Origin of the sequence: Pseudomonas orientalis, from assembly GCF_001439815.1 — a bacterium.
GTDB classification, from domain to species: Bacteria; Pseudomonadota; Gammaproteobacteria; order Pseudomonadales; family Pseudomonadaceae; genus Aquipseudomonas; species Aquipseudomonas orientalis.
Genome location: NZ_JYLM01000008.1, coordinates 250,273 through 274,185 on the forward strand (window position 1 = coordinate 250,273; position 23,913 = coordinate 274,185).

Consider the following 23,913-nt stretch of genomic DNA (forward strand, 5'->3'; position numbering starts at 1 on the left):
TCAGGAGATAACACTATGTGCGGAATGGCGGGTTGGCTTTCTTACTCAAGGGATCTGAGGCAGCACCGGGACACTGTCCAGCGAATGACCGATACCATGGCCCTGCGCGGTCCTGACGGTGAAGGCTTGTGGATCGAGGGGCCAATTGCCCTGGGCCATCGACGTTTGTCGGTGATCGATCTGGAAGGGGGCAGACAGCCCATGGCTGCCAACCAGCCGGGTTACGACGACGATGTAGCGGTCATCAGCTATGTCGGTGAGGTCTACAACTTTCGTGAGTTGCGTGCTGAGCTGGTGAGCAAAGGGCATCATTTCAAAACCAACAGTGATACCGAAGTGGTGTTGCGGGCCTATGTCGAATGGGGGGAACAGTTCGCCGAGCGCCTGAATGGCATGTACGGTTTTGCGTTGTGGGATATACGCAAACAGGAGCTGCTGCTGGTCCGTGACAGGATGGGCGTTAAGCCTCTGTTCTACTTTCCTACCGCTGATGGCGTGATCTTCGGCTCGGAGCCCAAGGCCATCCTGGCCAACGCCCTGGTGCCCCGGCGAATCCAGGCCGACGGCATGCGCGAACTGTTGGAACTGGTCAAGACGCCGGGGCAGGCGATCTTTGCGGGCATGCGAGAGGTGCTGCCCGGTGAGATTGTCAAGGTCAACCGCGATGGCATCAAGACTCGCCGTTATTGGCAACTGGAAGCCCGCGAGCACGGTGATTCGCTGCAGCAAACCATCCAGCATACCCGTGATTTGCTCGAGGACATTGTAGATCGCCAGATGATCACCGATGTGCCTCTGTGCGTGCTGCTGTCGGGCGGTCTGGATTCTTCGACCATCACATCCCTGGCCTCCAAAAAGCTGTTGGCCCAGGGCAAGGAAAATGTGCGTACGTTCTCCCTCGACTTCAAGGACCACGGTGAAGAGTTCGTCAGTGATGGCTTCCGCCTGACCCCCGATACACCCTTTGTCTGGGACTTGGTCAAGTGGGTGGATTCCAATCACGGCCAGATCATCCTAGACAGCCGAGAGTTGGCCGATCCGGCATTGCGTCTTGCCGTCGTCCGCGCGCTTGACTTGCCGCCGGCCTATTGGGGGGACCTTTATCCTTCGCTTTACCGCCTTTTTGAGGAAGTGCGTAAACAATCCACGGTTGCACTGTCTGGCGAGGCCGCAGACGAGGTCTTCGGTGGGTACCGCTGGTTCCATGACCCGGCTGCCATTCCCGCCGATACCTTCCCGTGGATGTCCATGGCGACGGTCAAGTTGTTCGACGGCAAAAACCTGTTTGATCAGGGCTTGCTGACGAAACTGGATATGCCCGCTTTCGTGCAAGACAGCTACCGTCAAGCACTCGATGCGGTGCCGCAATTGCCGGGAGAAGACGCTACCAACCGGCGGATGCGCCAGATCACCCATATTCACCTGACTCGTTACGTGCAGTCCCTGCTGGACCGCAAGGACCGTATGAGCATGGCGGTGGGGCTCGAACTTCGGGTGCCGTTCTGTGATCACCGGTTGGTTGAGTATGCCTTCAATATTCCCTGGGAAATGAAAACCTTCGACGGCCGGGAGAAGAGTATCTTGCGTGCGGCGGCACGGGACTTACTCCCGGATTCCATCGTGCAACGAATCAAAAACCCTTATCCGGCAACCCAGGATCCGGCTTACGAAAAAGAATTGCGTTCGGCCATGTCCAGTATCGCGGCGGACCCGAATGCACCGGTGCGCCAGCTATTGGATCTGGGCCGAGTCAAGGACACGCTGGGCAGGGAGGCGGGGAAAGTCTCCCCGTTGCACGAGCGCATGGGCATGGAGCGGGTGGTTGGCATGAACAGCTGGCTCGCCGAGTATGATGTGTCCGTGGATATCTAACGCAGAAGGTTTGGAGCCCACCCGTGCAGCGCCGGCGACGCGAGTGGGTTCACGATGACTCAGCAGTGAACAGGGATGGACATTACCAATGGTCAGCTCAGCCTTGCGGATATGGTGTGCAGTTAGTGTGTTGTGTATGGCCTCGTTCACGATGGTGACGTCCGAGTTCGCCCCCATTGGTTTGTTGTCGCAGATATCATCCGACCTGGGTCAAACTCCGTCCACCGTCGGGTTGACGGTGACGCTGTACGCATGGATCGGGGCTGCCAGTGGCTTGTTATCCAACTGGCTGAACCGCTGGATTCCCCGTAAGACGCTGCTGATCGCGTTGATGCTGATACTGGCCGTATCCAACGGCCTGGCGGCGTTATCCCCCGAATTTTCGACGCTGCTAGGCGCTCGCGCCTTCGGCGCATTGGCTCATGGCGTGTTTTGGGCAATCGTGGCTGCCACTGCCGCGCATATTGTGCCCCTGCATCGCATGGGGCTAGCCACTTCGATCGTGTTGGGCGGCATTACGATCGCCACGGTCATGGGCGTTCCGTTGATCAATCTGGTGGGCCAATACGATGGTTGGCGCACTGCCTTTGTTTGCCTGGCGTTGATGTGTGTTGCCAGCGCTGGTGCGATAGCACTGGTGCTTCCCTCCATGCAGATTCATTCGCTTGCCAGGGGGGTAGGTTTTGCATCGGTACTGCGGCGCAGGGACCTGTTGATCACTTACGTCATCACCGGGTTGACTGCGGCTGCGCATTTCGGTGCCTACACTTTCGTCGAGCCGTTTATTGGCCAGGTACCTGGGATTACGACGTACTTGATTGCTGTCTTGCTATTCGCCTTCGGGGCCGCAGGTTTCCTGGGCAATCTGCTGAGTGCGCTCTTTATTGATCGCTACTTGAGCGCTTTCATTCTGATAGCGTTGATTGCGATGGCATTGGCCTTGGTTACCTTGGGCATTTACGGTCCTCTTCTGGGTATCGCGCCGGTGGTTGTCTTGCTGGTGATCTGGGGGGTGGCCATTTCCGCTTTGTTTACCGGCCTGCAAACCTGGGTCTTGAGGATTGCTGGTGATCACACGGTACCGGCCACAGCAATCCATACAGCTGTACTGAATAGCGCGATCGGGCTGGGTGTGATTATCGGCGGAGAAGCGCTGAATGTGGCCGGCTTCAAGGGGGCGATGCTATCGGCCAGCGTGGTGATTGTCCCTGCCATCGTTCTGATGGTTGCCGCAGGAGTCCGCGCTCGGACAGAACCCGCGTTCTTGTGAAACGGGAGGACGCTGATATCTCAGTTGCAAAGGCTTAGACGGGCAGATGTCTTCGGCATACGCTGGCGTGACCGAGTCCTTCTTCAGTTCGAACCAGGCGGTAAAGCCCCCGCAGCCCTGAAACCCCCGTACTCACTGGATTTCAGGCACAAAAAAAGACGTCCGTGGACGTCTTTTTTCGTTGAAGTGGTGGAGCCGGGGGGATTTGAACCCCCGTCCGCCAGTACTCCGCTGTCGGTACTACATGCGTAGCCGTTTCTATTAAGTTAACCCTCAGCGACCCGAAGGGCAGGGTGCTTTGGGCGAGTTGTGTAAGTTTTAGCCGCTTCGTCCACAACGTACTGCACGGCGATTCTGTTCTATATGACAATCACTTTGGGTTTACAGACATCCCCTGGTGATTGCTGGACCCGAAGGTACCAGAAGCTCAGGCTCTAAGGCTGCTTACGCAGCGATGGAGTTGTCCCAGCTTGGATTGGCGTCATTGGCAACTATAAGAAGTTGCAACAGTGGATTTACGAGTTCTGTTACCAACTCGGCATGCACCTAAAGTTTCGCGACCGGCGTCGAATCCTAAACGGCCCCGTGCTTGTAACTCGTTGTTTCTAGTGAGTGACAAGCTTGTGTAGTGTACGCCAAACCTTCACGAAAGGCCAACCCGAAGGTCGGCCCTATCGCTTACTGACCGCCTTTGTCGCTGTTCTGCAGGTCTTGCAGGGCCTTGGAGGTGATTTCGATGCACTTTTTGTGGTCACCGGCGGCGCTGGCTGCCTTGGCTTGGGCGACGGCGGTGTCGATTTCGCCGCTTTTGCCACTGGTGTCGGTGGACAGCAGGGCTTTGCCGTTGTTGATTTTGTCCAGGTTGATCTCGCAGAGGTCTTTATCGCCGGCCGCAAAGGCGGGGGATGCCAGCATCGCAGCGGTGATGAACAAGCCAGCAAGAGCGGAACGCTTCATAGGGTATCTCCTTGCGCAAAAGGGCTCGACGCTGCTGGCGTTGAGGGCCTGCCAGCGACATCACTGATGGGCCTCGCTTGTCGAGGCCTATGCAGATGACTACGTCGGCGCGCAGGGGTTCTGTTTTATTTTGCGGGCTTAATGGGCGCGGGCCTGGGTGACGCGGTCCACGAGGTAGACCAGCCCGTGATAGTCGATGCCGCCGTGCAGGCTCAGGCCGATCTCGCAGGTGCGGCTGGTGGAGATGCCTTCGCTGCAGTGTTGCACCGCGTCCTTGAGGGTGCGCAGTGAGTGGGCGTTGAGTTCCGGGGTGGTGAAGCCTTTGTCGCCGGCAAAGCCGCAGCAGTGAATGCCTTCGGGAATGACGACGGTTCTGGCGCAGCGTCGGGCGAGGTCGATCAGCGCCTGGCTTTCGCCCAGGTGCTGGGTGCTGCAGGTGACGTGGACGGCAATGGGCGCCTCCTGCGGCGTGAAGTCGAGGCGGTCCATGAGGTGGGTGCGAATAAAGCGGACCGGGTCGTAGAGGTCCAGGCGTGTCTCGCCCAGGTCTTGCGTCAGGCGCAGGGTGCACGGGCTGGTGTCGCAGTAGATCGGGTCGAGGCCGCCGCGACTGGCGTGGAGCAGGGCGCCGATCAGTTCCTGGCGCTTGTGTTCGGCCTGTTCGGCATAGCCTTTGGAGGCGAAGGGTTGGCCGCAGCACAGGTTGTCCTGATGGTCGGGGAAGACGACCTGGTAACCGGCTTTTTCCAGCAGGCTGCGGGTTTTGTCGTACAGCGACATTTGCTCTTTATCCCCCGCCGCCGGGCCCATGGCGCGTGAGACGCATGCTGCCAGGTAGACCACCCGTGGTCGCTCGTCGGTGACGGCCGGGCTGAAACGAATGGCTTTTTCCGGTTGCGGCATGGCGTTGGTCCATTGCGGGACTTGCCCCTTGGACAACCGGGTGACGGTGGCCGATAACTTTGCCAGACGCGTGGCACCCAGCAGCATGCGTGCGCCGTTGGCGACATGCAGGGTAAAGCGCGCGCCTTGCAGTGCGATGGCGAAATGGGTGGCGAGCCATTCGGCGGTTTTCGTACGGTCGGCGTCGCGGCTGCGCAGCTTTTTCACCAGGTCGCCGGTATTGATGCCTACGGGGCAGCGTTGGGCGCAGAGCCCGGTCGCGGCGCAGGTGTCGATGCCTTGGTAGTGGTAGGCGGCCTCCAGTTCGGTGGTGTCGACGCCGGCGCGTTGTTTGGCCTGGATGTCGCGCCAGATCACGATGCGCTGGCGCGGGCTCAGGGTCAGGCCTTTCGACGGGCACACCGGCTCGCAGAACCCGCATTCGATGCACTTATCCACAAGCTCATCGGCGGCGGGCAGGGGCTTGAGGTGTTTAAGGTGAATCTGCGGGTCGTCGCTGAGCACCACGTCCGGGTTGAGGATGCCGTTGGGGTCGAGCAGGCGCTTGAGCTGCCACATCAGTTGGTAGGCATCGCTGCCCCATTCCAGCTCGACAAACGGCGCCATATTGCGACCGGTGCCGTGTTCGGCTTTCAACGAGCCACCGAATTCAACCGCCACCAGTTGGGCAACGTCGCCCATGAACGCTTGATAGCGTGCGACTTCTTCCGCGCTGTTGAAGCCTTGGGTGAAGACGAAGTGCAGATTGCCTTCCAGGGCGTGTCCGAAAAGGATGGCTTCGTCGTAGTGGTGTTTGTCGAACAGTTCGATCAAGCGGTTGACGCCAAGCGCCAGTTGCTCGACCGGGAAGGTGACGTCCTCGATGATCACGGTGGTGCCGGTTTTGCGCACGGCGCCTACGGCGGGGAAGGTGTCCTTGCGGATCGCCCAGAGCCGGGCGTTTTCCAGCGGGTCTTCGGTGAAGTTGACTTGCTTCTCTACCGGGAAAGAGGCGAGGGAGGCCATGATCAGCGCCAGTTGTTCATGCAGTAGCGAGGAAGTGGCGGCGCGGGATTCGATCAGCAGCGCGCAGGCATTTTCCGATAGTTGCTGTACGAACGCCGGCATGCCCGGTTTGTTCTGTACCGAGCGCAGGCTGCGCCGGTCCAGCAGCTCAACCGCCGACACCGGCTGGGTTTTCAGCACGGTGACCGCGTTGCAGCAGGTCTCGACGTCCGGGAATACGATGAGTGCCGAGGCTTTGTTCGGGTGATCAATCACCGTGTCGTAGGTCACGGCGCTGATAAACGCCAACGTGCCCTCGGACCCCACCAGCAAATGGCTGAGAATATCCAGCGGGTCATCGAAATCCACCAGGGCATTCAGCGACAGGCCGGTGGTATTTTTCAGACGGTATTTGTGGCGGATCTTTGCGGCCAGTTCGGCGTTTGCCCGCGTCTCGCGGCCCAGTGTGGCCAGGCGTTCAAGTAGCGCGCCGTGGGTGTGGCGGAAGGCCTGGACGCTGGTGGGATCTTCGGTATCCAGGCGGCTGCCATCGGCCAGCACCAGACGAATGCCTGCCAAAGTGTGATAGGTGTTTTGCGCCGTCCCGCAGCACATGCCACTGGCGTTGTTGGCGACGATGCCGCCGATCTTGCAGGCGTTGATCGACGCCGGGTCCGGCCCGATCTTGCGCCCGAATGGCGCAAGCCAGGCATTGGCCTGAGCGCCGATGACGCCGGGTTGCAGGCGGATCTGCAGGCCTTGCCCGCGAATTTCGCGGCCATTCCACTGATCACCCAGCACGATCAGCACCGAGTCGCTGATGGCCTGGCCGGACAAGCTGGTGCCCGCCGCGCGGAAGGTCACGGCGACGCGGTCGCGCTGGGCCAGTTGCAGCAGCGTGACCACTTCGTCTTCCGACTCCACGCGTATCACCAGCTGTGGGATCAATCGGTAAAAGCTGGCGTCGGTGCCGAAGGCGAGGGTGGAAAGTGGGTCGTCAAAACGACGATCCTTCGGGATCAGTTGTGCGACGTCGCTCAGGAATGCGGCAGGCAGGCTCATCGGTCCTCCAGAATTAGCTGACGCCGGAACCGTTGTCCGGCGTCGATTCTTACTCTATTGCGTGCAGGTTTCAGTGCACCAGCATATCGGTGAACCAATACGCCTGCGCCAGGGTGATCAGCCCGACGATCGTGGCAAAGAACAGGCTGTGTTTAAGGGTGAAGCGGAACAGGTCGGATTCCTTGCCGACCAGGCCGGTCGCGGCACAGGCCACGGCGATCGATTGCGGCGAAATCATTTTGCCGGTCACGCCGCCACTGGTATTCGCCGCCACCAGCAAGGTGTCGTTGACGCCGATCTGGTGGGCGGTGGTGGCCTGCAACGAGCTGAACAGTGCGTTGGACGAGGTGTCCGAGCCTGTCAGGAAAACGCCGAGCCAGCCGAGGAACGGTGAGAAAAACGGGAAGGCCGCGCCGGTGCCCGCCAGCACCAGGGCCATGGTCGAGGACATGCCCGAGTAGTTGGTGACAAAGGCGAAGGCCAGCACCATGCCGATGGACAGGATCGGCCAGCGCAGCTCGTAGAAGGTCTCTTTTAAAGTGGTAAGACCAGTTTTAGTATCTATTTTCAGTACCGCCATCGAGATCAGTGCAGAGAAGAAAATTGCAGTGCCGGTTGCTGAAATCGGGTCCAGCTTGAATACGGCGGGTATGGCGGTGGGGTTGGTGACGATTGGCGCGACTTTGATCACCAGTTGGTCCAGGTGCGGGATCGCGAAGTTGAACACCCAGCCGTACATCGAGCCGCCCGCGGCGAACAACGCCTTGAAGGGCTTGAGGGTCCAGATGGTGACCAGCACGGTGAGGATCAGGAAGGGCGACCAAGCCTTGAAAATCTGCCCCAGGCTGTACGGCGAAACAAGCGTGTTGCGGGGCAAGCCGAAGCCGCCGGCGCTGGCGGTAACCGCCGTGCCCGAGGTGGCGCCGGCAATCTGCGCGCCGGCGCTGCGCTTGGGTTGCCAGACTTTGAGGAACAAGGTCAGGGCAATCAGGCTGGCCAGTGCCGAGGTGATGTCGGGCAGTTCCGGGCCGATGAAGTTGGAGGTGAAGTACTGGGTGACGGCAAAGCTCAGGCCGGCCACCAGGGCTGCCGGCCAGGTTTCGCGAACGCCGCGCAGGCCGTCCATCATGAACACCAGCCAGAACGGCACGAACAGCGACAGCAGGGGCAGTTGGCGGCCGGTCATGGCGCCGATCTTGAAGGCGTCGATGCCGGTGACCTGGCCCGCCACGATGATCGGGATGCCCAGCGCACCAAAGGCGACCGGGGCGGTGTTGGCAATCAGGCACAGGCCGGCGGCGTAGAGCGGATTGAAGCCCAGGCCGACCAGCAGCGCGGCGGTAATTGCAACGGGCGCGCCGAAACCGGCCGCCCCTTCGAGGAAGGCGCCGAAGCAGAAGCCGATCAGCAGTACCTGCAGGCGTTGGTCGTCGGTAATCGACAGGACCGAGCTGCGGATGACTTCGAACTGGCCGCTCTTGACCGTCAACTTGTAGAGAAATACCGCCGCTACGATGATCCACGCAATCGGCCACAAGCCATAGGCGAAGCCGTAGCCGGCGGCGGCCAGGGCCATGTCCACCGGCATCTGGAAGGCGAAGATGGCCACCAGGATCGACAGCGCGAGGGTAATGCTGCCGGCCACGTGCCCCTTGAGGCGGAATACAGCCAGGGCCAGGAAGAAAAATACGATGGGGATGACGGCGGCCAGTGCGGACACGCCGAGACTGCCGAGTGGGCTGTAGAGCTGTTGCCAGGTTTGCATATGGGGTGGCCCCTGATTGTTGTTGTTTGTACGCCTTGGATAATTGGTAATACCAATTTACAGTCGTTGTGGGCTAGATTAAGAGGCTTGGCAGGGGTGTGTCAATTTGCCGCCCGCGAAACTTTGGTCGTACGGGTGGGCGTGCGGCGTTCTGATCGGGTAAATCCGAGGCGTTCTGCTAGGTGCCGGGAACGCGGCGATAGGCCAGAATAGAAGCCCCGGCGCGTGGTCGGGATGGTGGAGAGTGGGTATGGGGTTTGATCAGGTGCGTCAGCGCCGTTTGTCTGACGATATTGTCGAGCAGCTCGAGGGCATGATCCTTGAGGGCACGCTGAAGTCGGGCGAGCGCTTGCCGGCCGAGCGCGCATTGGCTGAGCAATTTGGCGTGTCGCGCCCATCGCTGCGCGAAGCGATCCAGAAGCTGGCGGCCAAAGGGCTGCTGGTCAGTCGTCAGGGTGGCGGCAACTATGTGGTGGAATCCCTGGGGTCGACCTTCAGCGACCCTCTGTTGCATCTGCTGGAAAACAATCCGGAAGCGCAGCGGGACCTGCTGGAGTTTCGCCAGACGCTCGAGGCTTCCTGTGCTTATTACGCGGCGTTACGCGCAACCGAAGTGGACCGTGAACGGCTGACGGCGGCGTTCGAGGCGTTGCAGGATTGCTATGCGCGGGTCGATGAGGTGAGTCGAGTGGAGGAGGGCGCGGCCGATGCGCGGTTTCACCTGGCTATTGCCGAGGCCAGTCATAACGCCGTGTTGCTGCATACCATTCGGGGGCTGTTCGATCTGCTCAAGCGCAACGTGGTGACTAACATTGGCGGCATGTATCAGCAGCGCACCGAGACCCGCGACATGCTGATCAGTCAGCATCGCGATCTGTACCTGGCCATTATTGAAGGGCGGGCCGAGCAGGCTCGGGAGATTTCAACACGTCACCTGCTGTATGTGCAGGAAGTGCTGGAGGAGGTTCGTCAGGAAGTTCAGCGCGTAGCCAGGGCGGAGCGACGTAAAGGCATGTAGCTTCGGGCGAGTGGCCCGAAGCTACATTGTCACAAGGTCAGTCTTCCTTGCCCTTGTTGCGCACCGCGCGATGCAACTCGCGATTGGAGTCGCGCTCGCGTTCGGTATCGCGTTTGTCGTATTCCTTCTTGCCCTTGCCCAGCGCAATTTCGCACTTGACCAAGTGCTTGCTCCAGTACCAGGACAGGCAGATGCAGGCGTAGCCTTTCTGTTGCACTGCCGCAGCGAGTTTTTCCAGCTCGCGTGCGTTGAGTAGCAGCTTGCGCGTGCGCACCGGGTCGGCAATCACGTGGGTGCTCGCGGTGGTCAGCGGGGTGATATGACTGCCCAGCAGCCACGCCTCGCCATCCTTGAGCAGCACATAGCTGTCGACCAGCTGCAGCTTGCTGGCACGCAGACTTTTTACTTCCCAGCCGGCCAGGACCAGACCAGCCTCGAACCGATGTTCGATGAAGTAATCGTGTCGCGCCTTTTTATTTTGCGCGATGGTCCCTGTGGGGTGTTTCTTTTGTTTAGCCATAGGGGCGGCATTATAGGGAGTTGCGAGCGTGTCGGCTACGGTCAACCTGCGTGCTTGAGCGTGTTGGACGAATCCCGGACAATGCGGGCAGTTCTCTGGTTTTTTTCTCTCGCGGATCTGGCTGTTGTTTCGCGATGTTTGCCCGCTCAGCTGTGGAAATAACGCTCACATGACGACGCATATTCAACGTTCGGCCCTGCTGCCGTATCCCGCACAGGCGCTCTATGACCTGGTCAACGACGTCGCGCGTTACCCGGAATTCCTGCCGTGGTGCTCCACTGCCGAGGTTCTGGAGGGCGGTGACGAGTATATGGTTGCCAGCGTCGGCGTAGCCAAGGGTGGGCTTAGCCAGCATTTTGTTACGCGCAATGTGCTGGTGCCTGGAAAATCCATCGAGATGAATCTGCAGGAGGGGCCATTTACCCAACTGCATGGCGTATGGGTATTCAAGGCGCTGACGGACAAGGCCTGCAAGATCAGCCTGGATTTGTCCTTCGACTACGCAGGACCGATTATCAGGGCGACATTAGGGCCTTTGTTCAATCAGGCGGCGAATACGCTGGTGGATGCGTTCTGTGAGCGGGCCAAGCAGCTGCATGGTTGAAATCGAGGTGGTGCATGCCGCCGTTGATCGCCAGCTTTTACTGGCGGTGACGGTCCCGGTGGGTACGAGCCTGAGAGAGGCGGTGCGCATGTCGGGGATTGCTGAACAGTTTCCGCAATTGATGCTGGCTGAATGCCCGTTGGGGATTTTCGGAAAGGTGGTTGCGGACGCTGATATGCGTGTCGTCCAGCCGGGTGATCGAATTGAGATCTACCGGCCGCTGCTGGCAGATCCCAAGGAAGTGCGCAGGCAGCGCGCGGCCAAAGCGGCGAGGGCCAGGCAGCAAAGCTGATAAATCGGCCAGACAACAAAAAGCCCGGCATGCCGGGCTTTTTATTGGGTATCGCTTTGTTACTGCGGGCTGGTGTCCAGAGGCTGTGGCGTCGGGACGGGCACGGTTTCCACGCCATCGACGTCTTTCTGGATCTGGTCCAGCAAGGAGCCTGGCTTGGCCGGCACCTCGGATTTCGGCTTCTCGGCTTCCTGTGCAGGCGCGGTCACGCTGGTGCCGCTGTCCTTGCCCAGCAGCGCTTCATCGCGGCTGACGCCAGGCATGAAGTCGCCGGACAGGCTGACAAGCTGGTCATTGCCATTGAAAATGACACTGACGCGCTCCTGCTGGCGCTCACCGCCGCCAGGCTGGAGGCTGTAGAGATAATCCCAGCGATCGGCATGGAAAGTGTCGGTCAGCAGGGGGTTGCCCATGATAAACCGTACTTGCCGTCGGGTCATTCCCGGGCGTAACTGGTCTATCATGTCCTGCGTGACGACATTGCCCTGCTGGATGTCGATTTTGTAAACCCCGGGGAATGAACAACCGGCGAGTGCGAGCAGTCCCACAAAGGTGAAACTGGTTAGCAAGAGCTTGGTGTTTTGCATCGGTGGGCGACTTCCACTATCTTGGCTGGGACAACGTAAACGCCGATCATACCCGTATTAAGAGAAGCTGCGAAGCAGCATCCGCGAGAAAGCTAACCATGGTTGAAAATAGCGAACTACGCAAAGCCGGTCTCAAAGTGACTCTGCCCCGAGTCAAGATTCTACAAATGCTCGATTCTGCTGAGCAGCGCCACATGAGTGCCGAGGACGTTTACAAGGCGCTGATGGAGTCTAATGAAGACGTCGGCCTGGCCACGGTTTACCGTGTCCTGACCCAGTTTGAAGCCGCAGGGCTGGTGGTTCGTCATAATTTCGACGGCGGTCATGCAGTGTTTGAATTGGCCGACGGCGGGCACCACGACCATATGGTTGACCTGGATACCAATGAGGTTATCGAGTTCACCAGCCCTGAGATCGAAGCGCTGCAGCATAAGATCGCTGAGGAGCATGGCTTCGATTTGGTCGACCATAATCTGGTGCTGTACATCCGTAAGAAAAAGTAAAATCGACGCAGATTTGTTCTGCGAAACGATTGAAGGCGACCCTAGGGTCGCCTTCGTGCTTTATATAAGAAGAAAAATGCTCGCTTCAGGCCTTCGCCGCTACGACCATTTTCTTCGCATGGGCCAGGGACTCTTTGGTCAAATCAATACCGCCCAGCATCCGCGCCACTTCTTCTACGCGCTCTGACTTGTTCAGCTTGGACACGGCTGTGCGCGTCGCATCGCTGCCTCGCATCTTGTGCACGAACAAGTGCTGATGCCCCTGGGCCGCCACTTGCGGCAAGTGAGTCACCGTCAGCACCTGGCCCCGATCGCCCAGGCGTCGCAACAACTGGCCAACGATTTCGGCGGTCGGCCCGCCAATGCCTACGTCCACTTCATCGAACACCAGGGTCGGTACGCGCGAGGTTTGCGCGGTGATGACCTGGATCGCCAGGCTGATCCGTGAAAGCTCGCCGCCGGAGGCAACTTTTGCCAGGGCTTTGAGCGGTTGCCCCGGGTTGGCGCTGACCAGCAGCTCCACCTGTTCCAGTCCATGGGGTTGCAGCTCATGGCTGGTATTGGCGTGCAACTGAATGGTGAAGCGGCCACCGGGCATGCCCAGGCGCTGGATTTCCTGCTCCACCGCACCGGCCAGGCGAGTGGCGGCCTGCTGGCGAAGGTCGCTCAGCTCACGGGCCTTTTCCTGGTAATGGCGGGCGAAGGAGGCGAGTTCTTCGCCGAGGCGCTCAATGGACTCGTCGTTCGCGTTCAGGGTCTCGATTTCATCCAGCAGCTTTTGCTGCATCGCCGCCACTTCGGTTGGCTGGATGCGATGTTTGCGCGCCAGGGTGTAAATCGTGTCCAGGCGCTCTTCTATCACCTGCAAGCGCGCCGGGTCGGCATCGAAATGATCCAGAAAGCGGTTCAGTTCACCCACCGCTTCCTCTACCTGGATCTGCGCGCTGGTCAGCAAAGTGGTGGCTTCACTCAGTGAGCCGGACGCGTTATTCACGCTGGACAGGCGATTGAGGCTCGCGGTCAGCGCGTTAAGCACATTGCCGGAATCACTTTCGCTGCATTGCTCGATCACCTGGCGACAGATACCCAGCAGCGTCTCGGCGTTGGTCAGGTTCTTGTGTTCCTGTTCAAGCTGCTCGAGTTCGTTCTCGCCCAGGCCCAGGCTTTCAAGTTCTTCGAGTTGATAGCTGAGCAATTGGTGGCGAGCGCGTTGCTCGTCGCCGGAGTTGGAAAGGCGTTCAAGCTCCTGGCGCGTCTGGCGCCAGCGTTGGGCGGCAAGGTGAACCTGGCGGGCAAGTTCGGTGGCGCCGGCGTATTCGTCGAGCAGACGGCGATGGGTGTCGGTTTTCAGCAGGGACTGATGCTCATGCTGGCTGTGGATATCAATCAGCAGTTCACCCAAGGCTTTCAAGTCGCCAAGGGGGCAGGGTGTGCCGTTGATGTAGCCGCGTGAGCGTCCTTCGGCGGTGATCACCCGGCGCAGAATGCACGGGCCCTCGTTATTGAGGTCGCGCTCGGCCAGCCAGGCCTCGGCCTCGGGAATATCCGCCAGGTCGAAGGTGGCCAGGATATCGGCCTTGTCGGCGCCGGGGCGTACCACGCCACTGTCGGCGCGGTCTCCGAGCGTCAGGCCCAGGGCATCGAGCATGATCGACTTGCCGGCGCCGGTCTCGCCTGTGATTACGCTCATGCCGCGATCCAGTTCGAGATCCAGATGTTCAACGATGGCGTAGTTATGTACGGACAGGTGCACGAGCATGAAGGTCGCTCCCAGGCTTTAGGTCTGGTTATTTATACAGTGTTTTGTTTGGAGCTGACAATCCTGGCGCTTAGCTCGATTTGCTTGATCGCCGAGTTTTTTTAGCGCATTCAGGAATGTATAAGCGGGAAATGATCCGGGACATGCGAAAGACTTTTGGTAACGCCTACGCCCTTGAACCTGAAAATTGTGGCCCCATATACCGGAACAGAAGCGCGAGTTGAGTTCGCGCATGATTTTGAAAGGAGAAATCTATGGCTGACGAACAGACGCAGGATACGCAAACGCCAGACGCCAATTCGGCTGCCGGTGATGAGCTGGGGACTCGTGTGCAAGTGCTCGAAGAGCAATTGGCCGCAGCGCAGGATCAGTCGTTGCGTGTTGCCGCCGATCTGCAGAACGTCCGCCGCCGTGCCGAGCAGGACGTCGAAAAGGCTCACAAATTCGCCTTGGAAAAATTCGCCAACGACCTGCTGCCGATTATCGACAGTCTGGAGCGCGGCCTTGAGCTGTCCAATCCGGATGATGAAAACATCCGCCCAATGCGTGAGGGGATCGAACTGACCCTGAAAATGTTCCAGGACACCCTGAAGCGTTATCAGCTGGAAGCCATCGATCCGCAAGGCGGCGAGCCGTTCAACGCCGAGCACCACCAGGCGATGGCGATGCAGGAAAGCCACGACCTGGAGCCCAACAGCGTGTTGAAGGTATTCCAGAAGGGCTATCTGCTCAACGGACGCTTGCTGCGCCCGGCGATGGTGGTGGTGAGCAAGGCTCCCGCACCCGTTTCGCCTTCTATTGATGAGCAGGCTTGAAATCCGCCGCAAGGCCCCCATTTATAAGTCAAGCGATTAAGTGCTACCGCAGTTAGCCACAACTGCTGCGGCAACCAAATTCAAGTTTCGGGAGAGTCAAGTCATGGGCAAAATTATCGGTATCGACCTGGGGACCACCAACTCGTGCGTCTCGGTCATGGAAAACGGCAAGGCCAAAGTTATCGAAAACGCTGAAGGCGCGCGTACCACGCCGTCGATCATCGCTTACGCCAACGACGGCGAGATCCTGGTCGGTCAGTCGGCCAAGCGTCAGGCCGTTACCAACCCGCACAACACCCTGTACGCGGTAAAGCGTCTGATCGGTCGCAAGTTCGACGAAGAAGTCGTACAGAAAGACATCAAGATGGTGCCTTACAAAATCGCCAAGGCCGACAACGGTGACGCCTGGGTTGAAGTAAACGGCAACAAGATGTCCGCGCCGCAGATCTCGGCTGAAGTCTTGAAGAAGATGAAGAAGACCGCCGAAGACTACCTCGGTGAAACCGTGACCGAAGCGGTCATCACAGTTCCGGCCTACTTCAACGACAGCCAGCGCCAGGCGACCAAAGACGCCGGCCGCATCGCGGGTCTGGACGTAAAACGTATCATCAACGAACCCACCGCAGCTGCTCTGGCTTACGGTATGGACAAGGCCAAAGGCGACCACACTGTGATCGTTTATGACCTGGGTGGTGGTACTTTCGACGTTTCGGTCATCGAGATCGCTGAAGTTGACGGCGAGCACCAGTTCGAAGTGTTGGCCACCAACGGCGACACCTTCCTGGGTGGTGAAGACTTCGACATCCGTCTGATCGACTACCTCGTTGACGAATTCAAGAAAGAAAGCGGCATGAACCTCAAGGGTGACCCGCTGGCGATGCAGCGCCTGAAAGAAGCCGCCGAGAAAGCCAAGATCGAACTGTCGTCGAGCATGTCGACCGACGTGAACCTGCCGTACATCACTGCCGATGCCACCGGTCCAAAGCACTTGAACGTAAAGATTTCTCGCGCCAAGTTGGAAGCACTGGTTGAAGACCTGGTTCAGCGCACCATCGAGCCATGCCGCATCGCACTGAAAGACGCCGGTATTGACGTTGGCTCGATCAACGACGTGATCCTGGTCGGTGGTCAGACCCGCATGCCGCTGGTGCAGCAGAAAGTTACCGAGTTCTTCGGTAAAGAAGCACGTAAAGACGTGAACCCGGACGAAGCGGTTGCCATGGGTGCTGCCATCCAGGGCGCGGTATTGGCCGGTGACGTGAAAGACGTGTTGCTGCTGGACGTCAGCCCGCTGACCCTGGGTATCGAAACCATGGGTGGCGTGATGACCGCGCTGATCGAGAAAAACACCACGATTCCTACCAAGAAATCCCAGGTGTTCTCGACGGCCGACGACAACCAGGGCGCTGTGACCATTCACGTGCTGCAAGGTGAGCGTAAGCAGGCTGCCCAGAACAAGTCCCTGGGCAAGTTCGACCTGGCCGAGATTCCACCAGCACCGCGTGGCGTGCCGCAGATCGAAGTGACCTTCGACATCGACGCCAACGGTATCCTGCACGTTGGTGCGAAAGACAAGGCAACCGGCAAAGAGCAGAAGATCACCATCAAGGCCAACTCCGGCCTGTCTGATGAAGAAATTCAACAGATGATTCGTGATGCTGAAGCCAATGCTGATGCCGACGCCAAGTTCGCCGAGCTGGCCGGTGCCCGTAACCAGGGTGATGCGCTGGTTCACTCGACGCGCAAAATGGTCGCTGACGCTGGCGACAAAGTGACTGCTGAAGAGAAAGCCGCGATTGAGGCTGCCGTGGTTGCCCTGGAAGCCGCCGTTAAGGGCGATGACAAGGCTGCTATCGAGAGCAAAATCGAGGAGCTGTCGAAAGTCTCCGCGCCGGTCGCTCAGAAAATGTATGCCGAACAAGGTCAGCCAGCTGACGCTGCGGCGCAACAGGCAGAGCCTGAAGCCAAGCACGACGACGTTGTCGATGCCGAGTTCGAAGAAGTCAAAGACAACAAGTAATTGGGTTGTCCGGTTGACCGCTTTCAAGCGGTGACTGGTAGGATGTCGCCGCGCGGGAGCTTGCTCCCGCGTTGGCGTGTCTGGGGTATGCGAATTTTTACAGCATGCGACAACGTGCGGATGCTGGCGGTGTGATCGGGAATGCTCCTGCTTTCCGAGCAGTAAATACCGCGCTTTTAGTCGGGTAGCCGGCTAAAAAGCAGTGATGACCAGGATCGTTGAATTGACGTGAGTTGGGTCCGGGCCTGCATTGGGGCTCAACGAGTTTGGCGAGGCTCAGGAGGGTCTGGCTGAACGTCCTTAAGAGTGCAAAGACTTATGGCAAAGCGTGACTATTACGAAGTATTGGGTGTGGAGCGCGGCTCCAGCGAGGCGGACCTGAAGAAGGCTTACCGTCGTCTGGCGATGAAGCACCACCCGGACCGTAATCCGGATAGCAAAGAATCCGAAGAAATGTTCAAAGAGGCCAATGAGGCCTACGAATGTCTGTCTGATCCCAACAAGCGTGCAGCCTACGACCAGTACGGTCATGCCGGTGTCGACCCGAGCATGGGCGGCGGCGGTGCCGGTTTCGGTGGCCAGAACTTCTCCGATATTTTCGGTGATGTGTTCAGTGATTTCTTTGGCGGTGGCCGGGGTGGCCAGCGCGGCGGGGCCCAGCGTGGCAGCGACCTGCGCTATACCCTGGAATTGAACCTGGAAGAAGCCGTGCGCGGTACCAGCGTCAACATCCGTGTGCCGACGCTGGTCAACTGCAAGCCGTGCGACGGCTCGGGTGCCAAGAAGGGCTCTTCGCCAATCACCTGCCCGACCTGCGGCGGTATCGGCCAGGTTCGCATGCAGCAGGGCTTCTTCTCGGTGCAGCAGACCTGCCCGCGCTGCCATGGCCAGGGCAAGATCATTTCCGACCCGTGCGATTCCTGCCATGGCGAAGGTCGTGTCGAAGAGTACAAGACCCTGTCGGTGAAAGTGCCGGCGGGCGTGGATACCGGTGATCGCATTCGTCTGTCGGGCGAAGGCGAGGCGGGCGCTCAAGGTGGGCCAACCGGCGACCTGTACGTGGTGATCAATGTGCGCGAGCACTCGATCTTCCAGCGCGATGGCAAGCATCTGTTCTGTGAAGTGCCGATCAGCTTTGTCGACGCCGCCCTGGGTGGCGAGCTGGAAATCCCGACGCTGGACGGTCGGGTCAAGCTCAAGATTCCCGAAGGCACGCAGACCGGCAAGCAGTTCCGTATCCGTGGCAAGGGCGTTGCGCCAGTGCGCGGTGGCGGGGCAGGCGACCTGATGTGTCGTGTAGCGGTAGAAACGCCGGTCAACCTGAATCGTCGTCAGCGTGAGCTGCTTGAAGAGTTCCGTAGTTCATTGGCCGGTGACGATTCCCACTCGCCGAAAACCACGGGCTTTTTCGATGGTGTGAAGCGCTTCTTCGGCGACCTGTAAGGAATTGAGTATGCGACGTATAGCCGTAATGGGCGCTGCCGGGCGCATGGGCAAGACGCTGGTCGAAGCGGTGCAACAGCGCTCGCCGGCGTCCGGGCTGACTGCGGCGATCGTGCGCCCAGGCAGCACGTTGATCGGCGCGGATGCGGGTGAGTTGGCCTCGCTGGGCCGTATCGGCGTTTCGTTGTCCGGTCACCTGGCACAGGTGGCCGACGAGTTCGACGTGCTGATCGATTTCACGCTGCCGGAGGTGATGCTGGAAAACCTTGCGTTCTGTCGCAAGGCAGGCAAGGCGATGGTGATCGGTACCACCGGTTTGACGGTTGAGCAGAAGCAGTTGCTGGCTCAGGCCGGCAAGGATATTCCAATCGTCTTTGCCGCAAACTTCAGCGTGGGCGTGAATCTTTCCCTCAAGCTGCTGGACATGGCGGCTCGCGTATTGGGCGACGAAGCGGATATCGAAATTATCGAAACCCATCATCGTCACAAGATCGATGCGCCGTCCGGGACTGCGCTGCGCATGGGCGAGGCCATCGCTGATGCGTTGGGGCGTGACCTGTCGAAAGTGGCAGTGTATGGCCGTGAAGGGCATACCGGTGCCCGCGCGCGCGATACCATTGGTTTTGCCACTGTGCGCGGTGGTGATGTGGTCGGTGATCACACGGTGCTGTTCGCTACTGAAGGCGAGCGCCTGGAAATCACGCACAAGGCCTCCAGCCGCATGACGTTTGCCAAGGGTGCGGTGCGTGCCGCGCTCTGGCTGGAAGGTCGCGAGCCTGGTCTGTACGACATGCGTGATGTGCTCGACTTGCACTAATCGGTAGCTTAAACAGGGCCTCAAGCTTATGCTTAGGCCCCGTTTTACCCGCTAGGCGACGTCCTGTCGCATTCTCCTGCCTTTCAGGCTCATTAGCGGTGGACCAAAAAAGCCTTTTTCTGTAAGCTACAGCTTTAGTGTGTCCACTAAAAGCGCGCAGAATAATTCAGTGAAGAAGCGGGGTGACGTGTCCATACGTCACTCCGCTTTTTTGCAACCTGCGATCGCCCTTTCAGGCTTTATTTACGGGAGGTCTTCTTGACTAAGCCAGCCATACTCGCCCTTGCTGATGGCAGCATTTTTCGCGGCGAAGCCATTGGAGCCGACGGTCAAACCGTTGGTGAGGTGGTGTTCAACACCGCCATGACCGGCTATCAGGAAATCCTTACCGATCCCTCCTACGCCCAACAGATCGTTACCCTGACCTATCCGCACATCGGCAACACCGGTACTACACCGGAAGACGCCGAGTCTGATCGTGTCTGGTCGGCCGGTCTGGTGATTCGTGACCTGCCACTGGTTGCGAGCAACTGGCGTAACACGATGTCGCTGTCCGATTACCTGAAAGCCAACAACGTTGTGGCGATCGCCGGTATCGATACGCGCCGCCTCACGCGCATCCTGCGTGAAAAAGGCTCGCAGAACGGCTGCATCATGGTCGGTGAGAATATCTCCGAAGAGGCGGCGATTGCCGCGGCGCAAGGTTTCCCTGGCCTGAAAGGCATGGACCTGGCGAAAGTAGTCAGCGTCAAAGAGAAGTACGAATGGCGCTCCACTGTCTGGGACCTGAAGACTGACAGTCACGCGACGATCGAGGCCGCCGACCTGCCATACCATGTTGTGGCCTACGACTACGGCGTGAAGTACAACATCCTGCGCATGCTGGTTGAGCGCGGCTGCCGCGTGACCGTGGTGCCGGCGCAAACCCCGGCCAGCGACGTACTCGCCCTGCAGCCGGACGGCGTGTTCCTGTCCAACGGCCCGGGTGACCCCGAGCCCTGCGACTACGCCATCCAGGCCATCAAGGACGTGCTGGAAACCGAGATCCCGGTATTCGGTATCTGCCTCGGCCACCAGTTGCTGGCCCTGGCCTCGGGCGCCAAGACCCTGAAAATGGGCCACGGTCACCACGGTGCCAACCACCCCGTGCAGGACCTGGACACCGGCGTTGTCATGATCACCAGCCAGAACCACGGTTTTGCGGTGGATGAAGCGAGCCTGCCTTCGAATGTGCGCGCCATTCACAAGTCGCTGTTCGACGGCTCCCTGCAAGGCATCGAGCGCACCGACAAGAGCGCGTTCAGCTTCCAGGGGCACCCTGAAGCCAGCCCGGGCCCGAACGACGTAGCGCCGCTGTTCGACCGTTTCATCAATGAGATGGCCAAGCGACGCTGACTGAGCGGCCTGCGGGTGGCCCCGAAATGCGGTGGCCCCCGCAGGTTCTTCAAAGAATGTTCAAGACGGCTTGCCGACTGACCTGCGGATTTGAGTGACAAACCCATGCCAAAACGTACAGACATAAAAAGCATCCTGATTCTCGGCGCTGGCCCGATCGTGATCGGCCAGGCCTGCGAATTCGACTACTCCGGCGCCCAGGCCTGTAAAGCCCTGCGCGAGGAGGGCTACCGCGTCATCCTGGTGAACTCCAACCCGGCCACCATCATGACCGACCCGGCCATGGCCGACGCCACCTACATCGAACCGATCAAATGGCAGACCGTGGCCAAGATCATCGAAAAAGAGCGTCCGGACGCGCTGCTGCCGACCATGGGCGGCCAGACCGCACTGAACTGCGCCCTGGACCTGGAGCGCGAAGGCGTCCTGGAAAAATTCGGCGTGGAGATGATCGGTGCCAATGCCGACACCATCGACAAAGCTGAAGACCGTTCGCGTTTCGACAAGGCGATGAAGTCCATCGGCCTTGACTGCCCGCGCTCCGGTATCGCCCACAGCATGGAAGAGGCCAACGCGGTTCTCGAAAAGCTGGGCTTCCCGTGCATTATCCGTCCGTCCTTCACCATGGGCGGCACCGGTGGTGGCATCGCCTACAACCGTGAAGAGTTCGAAGAAATCTGCGCCCGCGGCCTGGACCTGTCGCCGACCAAAGAGCTGCTGATCGACGAATCCCTGATCGGCTGGAAAGAATACGAGATGGAGGTTGTCCGCGACAAAAAGGACAACTGCATCATCGTCTGCTCCATTGAAAACTTCGACCCGATGGGCGTGCACACCGGTGACTCGATCACCGTTGCGCCGGCGCAGACCCTGACGGACAAGGAATACCAGATCATGCGTAACGCCTCGTTGGCGGTACTGCGTGAAATCGGCGTGGAAACCGGTGGTTCCAACGTTCAGTTCGGCATCTGCCCGGACACCGGCCGCATGGTCGTGATCGAGATGAACCCGCGTGTATCGCGTTCTTCGGCGCTGGCATCGAAAGCCACCGGTTTCCCGATTGCGCGTATCGCCGCCAAGCTGGCAATCGGTTACACCCTGGACGAGCTGCAAAACGAAATCACCGGCGGCGCCATGCCGGCGTCCTTCGAGCCGTCTATCGACTACGTCGTGACCAAGCTGCCGCGCTTTGCTTTCGAGAAATTCCCCAAGGCCGACGCGCGCCTGACCACTCAGATGAAGTCGGTTGGTGAAGTCATGGCCATCGGCCGCACCTTCCAGGAATCCCTGCAGAAAGCCCTGCGCGGCCTGGAAGTCGGTGTTTGCGGCCTGGACGAGAAGCTCGACCTGAGCAACCCGGAAAGCATGAGCATCCTCAAGCGTGAGCTGACCGTGCCGGGCGCCGAGCGTATCTGGTACGTGGCGGACGCCTTCCGCGCCGGCCTGAGCGTCGAAGACATCTTCGGCATGAACATGATCGACCCGTGGTTCCTGGTGCAGATCGAAGACCTGATCAAGGAAGAAGAGAAGGTCAAGACCCTCGGCCTGTCGTCCATCGACCGCGACCTGATGTTCCGCCTCAAACGCAAAGGCTTCTCCGATCAACGTCTGGCCAAGCTGCTGGGTGTGACCGAGAAGAACCTGCGTACCCATCGCCACAAGCTGGACATCTTCCCGGTCTACAAGCGCGTTGATACCTGCGCTGCCGAGTTCGCCACCGACACTGCGTACATGTACTCCACCTATGAGGAAGAGTGCGAAGCCGCGCCGTCGGGCCGCGACAAGATCATCATCCTGGGTGGCGGTCCGAACCGTATCGGCCAGGGCATCGAGTTCGACTATTGCTGCGTACACGCCGCCCTTGCACTGCGCGAAGACGGGTACGAGACCATCATGGTCAACTGCAACCCGGAAACGGTTTCCACTGACTACGACACGTCCGACCGTCTGTACTTCGAGCCGGTAACACTGGAAGACGTACTGGAAATCTGCCGCGTCGAGAAGCCAAAAGGCGTGATCGTCCAGTACGGCGGTCAAACCCCGCTGAAACTGGCGCGTGCCCTGGAAGCCGCCGGCGTGCCGATCATCGGCACCAGCCCGGACGCTATCGACCGTGCAGAAGACCGTGAGCGCTTCCAGCAGATGGTCGAGCGCCTGAATCTGCGCCAGCCGCCTAACGCCACCGTTCGCAGCGAAGAAGAAGCCATTCGTGCAGCCAGCAAGATCGGCTACCCGCTGGTGGTGCGTCCGTCCTACGTACTGGGCGGCCGCGCGATGGAAATCGTCTACGAAGAAGACGAGCTCAAGCGCTACCTGCGTGACGCGGTGAAAGTCTCCAACGACAGCCCGGTGCTGCTCGACCACTTCCTCAACTGCGCCATCGAAATGGACGTGGATGCGGTGTGCGACGGTACCGATGTGGTGATCGGTGCGATCATGCAGCACATCGAGCAGGCGGGCGTTCACTCCGGTGACTCCGCGTGCTCGCTGCCGCCGTATTCGCTGCCGGCGCACATCCAGGACGAAATGCGCGAGCAGGTCAAGAAAATGGCCCTGGAGCTGGGTGTGGTCGGCCTGATGAACGTACAGTTGGCGCTGCAAGGCGAAGACATCTACGTCATCGAAGTCAATCCGCGTGCTTCGCGTACCGTGCCGTTCGTGTCCAAGTGCATCGGTGTGTCTCTGGCCATGATCGCTGCCCGCGTGATGGCCGGTAAGACCCTGAAGGAAATCGGCTTCACCAAGGAAATCATTCCGAACTTCTACAGCGTGAAAGAAGCGGTGTTCCCCTTCGCCAAATTCCCTGGTGTGGACCCGATCCTGGGCCCGGAAATGAAGTCCACCGGTGAAGTGATGGGTGTGGGCGACACCTTCGGCGAAGCCTTCGCCAAGGCCCAGATGGGCGCCAGCGAAGTGCTGCCGACCGGCGGTACCGCATTTATCAGCGTGCGTGATGACGACAAGCCACTGGTTGCGGGCGTGGCCCGTGATCTGATCAACTTGGGCTTTGAAGTCGTGGCTACCGCCGGGACCGCCAAGCTGATCGAGGCTGCCGGCCTGAAAGTGCGCCGCGTGAATAAAGTGACGGAGGGTCGTCCGCACGTGGTCGACATGATCAAGAATGACGAAGTCACCCTGATCATCAACACCACCGAAGGTCGCCAGTCGATCGCGGACTCCTACTCCATTCGTCGTAATGCCTTGCAGCACAAGATCTACTGCACCACCACCATTGCTGCAGGCGAAGCCATCTGCGAAGCGCTCAAGTTCGGTCCGGAAAAGACCGTGCGTCGCTTGCAGGATCTACACGCAGGATTGAAGGCATGA

General features: G+C 59.5%; 18 protein-coding genes and 1 other RNA gene. 12 read left to right on the plus strand and 7 right to left on the minus strand.

The features are described from left to right. The first annotated feature begins 15 nt into the window (after window positions 1–15). Window positions 16–1,872 (plus strand): asparagine synthase (glutamine-hydrolyzing), encoded by a 1,857-nt coding sequence (asnB, locus tag TU82_RS20265; protein WP_057724997.1) that lies wholly within the window; start codon window positions 16–18, stop codon window positions 1,870–1,872. A gap of 136 nt (window positions 1,873–2,008) precedes the next feature. Further along, on the plus strand, window positions 2,009–3,142 hold the full coding sequence (locus tag TU82_RS20270) for an MFS transporter (RefSeq protein ID WP_231982783.1): 1,134 nt from the start codon (window positions 2,009–2,011) through the stop codon (window positions 3,140–3,142). A 187-nt stretch (window positions 3,143–3,329) separates the two neighbouring features. Here the strand turns inward: TU82_RS20270 and ssrA are convergent. From ssrA to TU82_RS20285, 4 genes are all read right to left on the minus strand, one after another. Then, window positions 3,330–3,727, minus strand: a transfer-messenger RNA (tmRNA) gene (gene ssrA / locus TU82_RS28100). A 93-nt stretch (window positions 3,728–3,820) separates the two neighbouring features. Further along, window positions 3,821–4,099 (minus strand): hypothetical protein, encoded by a 279-nt coding sequence (locus tag TU82_RS20275; RefSeq protein WP_057724999.1) that lies wholly within the window; start codon window positions 4,097–4,099, stop codon window positions 3,821–3,823. A 138-nt stretch (window positions 4,100–4,237) separates the two neighbouring features. Further along, the gene (locus TU82_RS20280) at window positions 4,238–7,048 is read right to left on the minus strand and encodes an FAD-binding and (Fe-S)-binding domain-containing protein (protein WP_057725000.1); all 2,811 of its coding nucleotides are present in this window, start codon (window positions 7,046–7,048) and stop codon (window positions 4,238–4,240) included. Between the two features lie 70 nt (window positions 7,049–7,118). Further along, window positions 7,119–8,813, minus strand: a complete 1,695-nt coding sequence (locus TU82_RS20285) for a lactate permease LctP family transporter (protein WP_057725001.1) — start codon at window positions 8,811–8,813, stop codon at window positions 7,119–7,121. Between the two features lie 250 nt (window positions 8,814–9,063). On the opposite strand from TU82_RS20285, the gene TU82_RS20290 reads away from it, so the two are divergent. After that, entirely contained in the window at window positions 9,064–9,831 is a 768-nt protein-coding gene (locus TU82_RS20290) for a GntR family transcriptional regulator (RefSeq protein ID WP_057725002.1), read from the plus strand. A gap of 37 nt (window positions 9,832–9,868) precedes the next feature. Here TU82_RS20290 and smpB read toward each other — a convergent pair whose 3' ends face one another. Beyond that, complete coding sequence (gene smpB / locus TU82_RS20295; protein WP_003235073.1) at window positions 9,869–10,351, minus strand: SsrA-binding protein SmpB; 483 nt, start codon at window positions 10,349–10,351, stop codon at window positions 9,869–9,871. Between the two features lie 169 nt (window positions 10,352–10,520). On the opposite strand from smpB, the gene TU82_RS20300 reads away from it, so the two are divergent. Together TU82_RS20300 and TU82_RS20305 are read left to right on the plus strand one after the other, a co-directional pair. After that, window positions 10,521–10,955: a type II toxin-antitoxin system RatA family toxin gene (locus tag TU82_RS20300; protein ID WP_057725003.1), complete on the plus strand. Its 435-nt coding sequence runs from the start codon at window positions 10,521–10,523 to the stop codon at window positions 10,953–10,955. Next, on the plus strand, window positions 10,948–11,247 hold the full coding sequence (locus TU82_RS20305) for an RnfH family protein (RefSeq protein ID WP_057725004.1): 300 nt from the start codon (window positions 10,948–10,950) through the stop codon (window positions 11,245–11,247). Before TU82_RS20300 ends, TU82_RS20305 begins: the two co-directional genes overlap by 8 nt. A 59-nt stretch (window positions 11,248–11,306) precedes the next feature. Here TU82_RS20305 and TU82_RS20310 read toward each other — a convergent pair whose 3' ends face one another. Continuing rightward, on the minus strand, window positions 11,307–11,834 hold the full coding sequence (locus TU82_RS20310) for an outer membrane protein assembly factor BamE (RefSeq protein WP_057725005.1): 528 nt from the start codon (window positions 11,832–11,834) through the stop codon (window positions 11,307–11,309). Between the two features lie 98 nt (window positions 11,835–11,932). On the opposite strand from TU82_RS20310, the gene fur reads away from it, so the two are divergent. Continuing rightward, window positions 11,933–12,337, plus strand: a complete 405-nt coding sequence (fur, locus tag TU82_RS20315; RefSeq protein ID WP_003194220.1) for a ferric iron uptake transcriptional regulator — start codon at window positions 11,933–11,935, stop codon at window positions 12,335–12,337. Between the two features lie 85 nt (window positions 12,338–12,422). Here the strand turns inward: fur and recN are convergent, their stop codons facing one another. After that, window positions 12,423–14,096, minus strand: coding sequence for a DNA repair protein RecN (gene recN / locus TU82_RS20320; RefSeq protein ID WP_057725006.1), 1,674 nt, complete (start codon window positions 14,094–14,096; stop codon window positions 12,423–12,425). 254 nt (window positions 14,097–14,350) lie between these two features. On the opposite strand from recN, the gene grpE reads away from it, so the two are divergent. From grpE to carB, 6 genes are all read left to right on the plus strand, one after another. After that, the gene (grpE, locus tag TU82_RS20325; RefSeq protein ID WP_057725007.1) at window positions 14,351–14,911 is read left to right on the plus strand and encodes a nucleotide exchange factor GrpE; all 561 of its coding nucleotides are present in this window, start codon (window positions 14,351–14,353) and stop codon (window positions 14,909–14,911) included. Window positions 14,912–15,014: 103 nt separating this feature from the next. Beyond that, on the plus strand, window positions 15,015–16,931 hold the full coding sequence (dnaK, locus tag TU82_RS20330; RefSeq protein ID WP_057725008.1) for a molecular chaperone DnaK: 1,917 nt from the start codon (window positions 15,015–15,017) through the stop codon (window positions 16,929–16,931). Between the two features lie 318 nt (window positions 16,932–17,249). Next, a complete protein-coding gene (gene dnaJ / locus TU82_RS20335) occupies window positions 17,250–18,374 on the plus strand; it encodes a molecular chaperone DnaJ (RefSeq protein ID WP_057725009.1) in 1,125 nt (374 codons plus the stop codon). A 10-nt stretch (window positions 18,375–18,384) separates the two neighbouring features. Further along, window positions 18,385–19,191, plus strand: coding sequence for a 4-hydroxy-tetrahydrodipicolinate reductase (dapB, locus tag TU82_RS20340; RefSeq protein ID WP_057725010.1), 807 nt, complete (start codon window positions 18,385–18,387; stop codon window positions 19,189–19,191). A 258-nt stretch (window positions 19,192–19,449) separates the two neighbouring features. After that, a complete protein-coding gene (gene carA, locus TU82_RS20345; protein ID WP_057725011.1) occupies window positions 19,450–20,586 on the plus strand; it encodes a glutamine-hydrolyzing carbamoyl-phosphate synthase small subunit in 1,137 nt (378 codons plus the stop codon). A 105-nt stretch (window positions 20,587–20,691) separates the two neighbouring features. Next, on the plus strand, window positions 20,692–23,913 hold the full coding sequence (gene carB / locus TU82_RS20350) for a carbamoyl-phosphate synthase large subunit (RefSeq protein WP_057725012.1): 3,222 nt from the start codon (window positions 20,692–20,694) through the stop codon (window positions 23,911–23,913).

Bases quoted from the DNA above. Each gene is read 5' to 3' on its own strand.
- TU82_RS20300 (WP_057725003.1), top strand. From the start codon at position 10,521: ATGACGACGCATATTCAACGTTCGGCCCTGCTGCCGTATCCCGCACAG.
- TU82_RS20305 (WP_057725004.1), top strand. From the start codon at position 10,948: ATGGTTGAAATCGAGGTGGTGCATGCCGCCGTTGATCGCCAGCTTTTA.
- dapB (WP_057725010.1), top strand. From the start codon at position 18,385: ATGCGACGTATAGCCGTAATGGGCGCTGCCGGGCGCATGGGCAAGACG.
- TU82_RS20270 (WP_231982783.1), top strand. From the start codon at position 2,009: ATGGCCTCGTTCACGATGGTGACGTCCGAGTTCGCCCCCATTGGTTTG.
- TU82_RS20310 (WP_057725005.1), bottom strand. From the start codon at position 11,834: ATGCAAAACACCAAGCTCTTGCTAACCAGTTTCACCTTTGTGGGACTG.
- fur (WP_003194220.1), top strand. From the start codon at position 11,933: ATGGTTGAAAATAGCGAACTACGCAAAGCCGGTCTCAAAGTGACTCTG.
- TU82_RS20290 (WP_057725002.1), top strand. From the start codon at position 9,064: ATGGGGTTTGATCAGGTGCGTCAGCGCCGTTTGTCTGACGATATTGTC.
- smpB (WP_003235073.1), bottom strand. From the start codon at position 10,351: ATGGCTAAACAAAAGAAACACCCCACAGGGACCATCGCGCAAAATAAA.
- grpE (WP_057725007.1), top strand. From the start codon at position 14,351: ATGGCTGACGAACAGACGCAGGATACGCAAACGCCAGACGCCAATTCG.
- dnaJ (WP_057725009.1), top strand. From the start codon at position 17,250: ATGGCAAAGCGTGACTATTACGAAGTATTGGGTGTGGAGCGCGGCTCC.
- dnaK (WP_057725008.1), top strand. From the start codon at position 15,015: ATGGGCAAAATTATCGGTATCGACCTGGGGACCACCAACTCGTGCGTC.
- TU82_RS20280 (WP_057725000.1), bottom strand. From the start codon at position 7,048: ATGAGCCTGCCTGCCGCATTCCTGAGCGACGTCGCACAACTGATCCCG.
- recN (WP_057725006.1), bottom strand. From the start codon at position 14,096: ATGCTCGTGCACCTGTCCGTACATAACTACGCCATCGTTGAACATCTG.
- TU82_RS20275 (WP_057724999.1), bottom strand. From the start codon at position 4,099: ATGAAGCGTTCCGCTCTTGCTGGCTTGTTCATCACCGCTGCGATGCTG.
- carB (WP_057725012.1), top strand. From the start codon at position 20,692: ATGCCAAAACGTACAGACATAAAAAGCATCCTGATTCTCGGCGCTGGC.
- asnB (WP_057724997.1), top strand. From the start codon at position 16: ATGTGCGGAATGGCGGGTTGGCTTTCTTACTCAAGGGATCTGAGGCAG.
- TU82_RS20285 (WP_057725001.1), bottom strand. From the start codon at position 8,813: ATGCAAACCTGGCAACAGCTCTACAGCCCACTCGGCAGTCTCGGCGTG.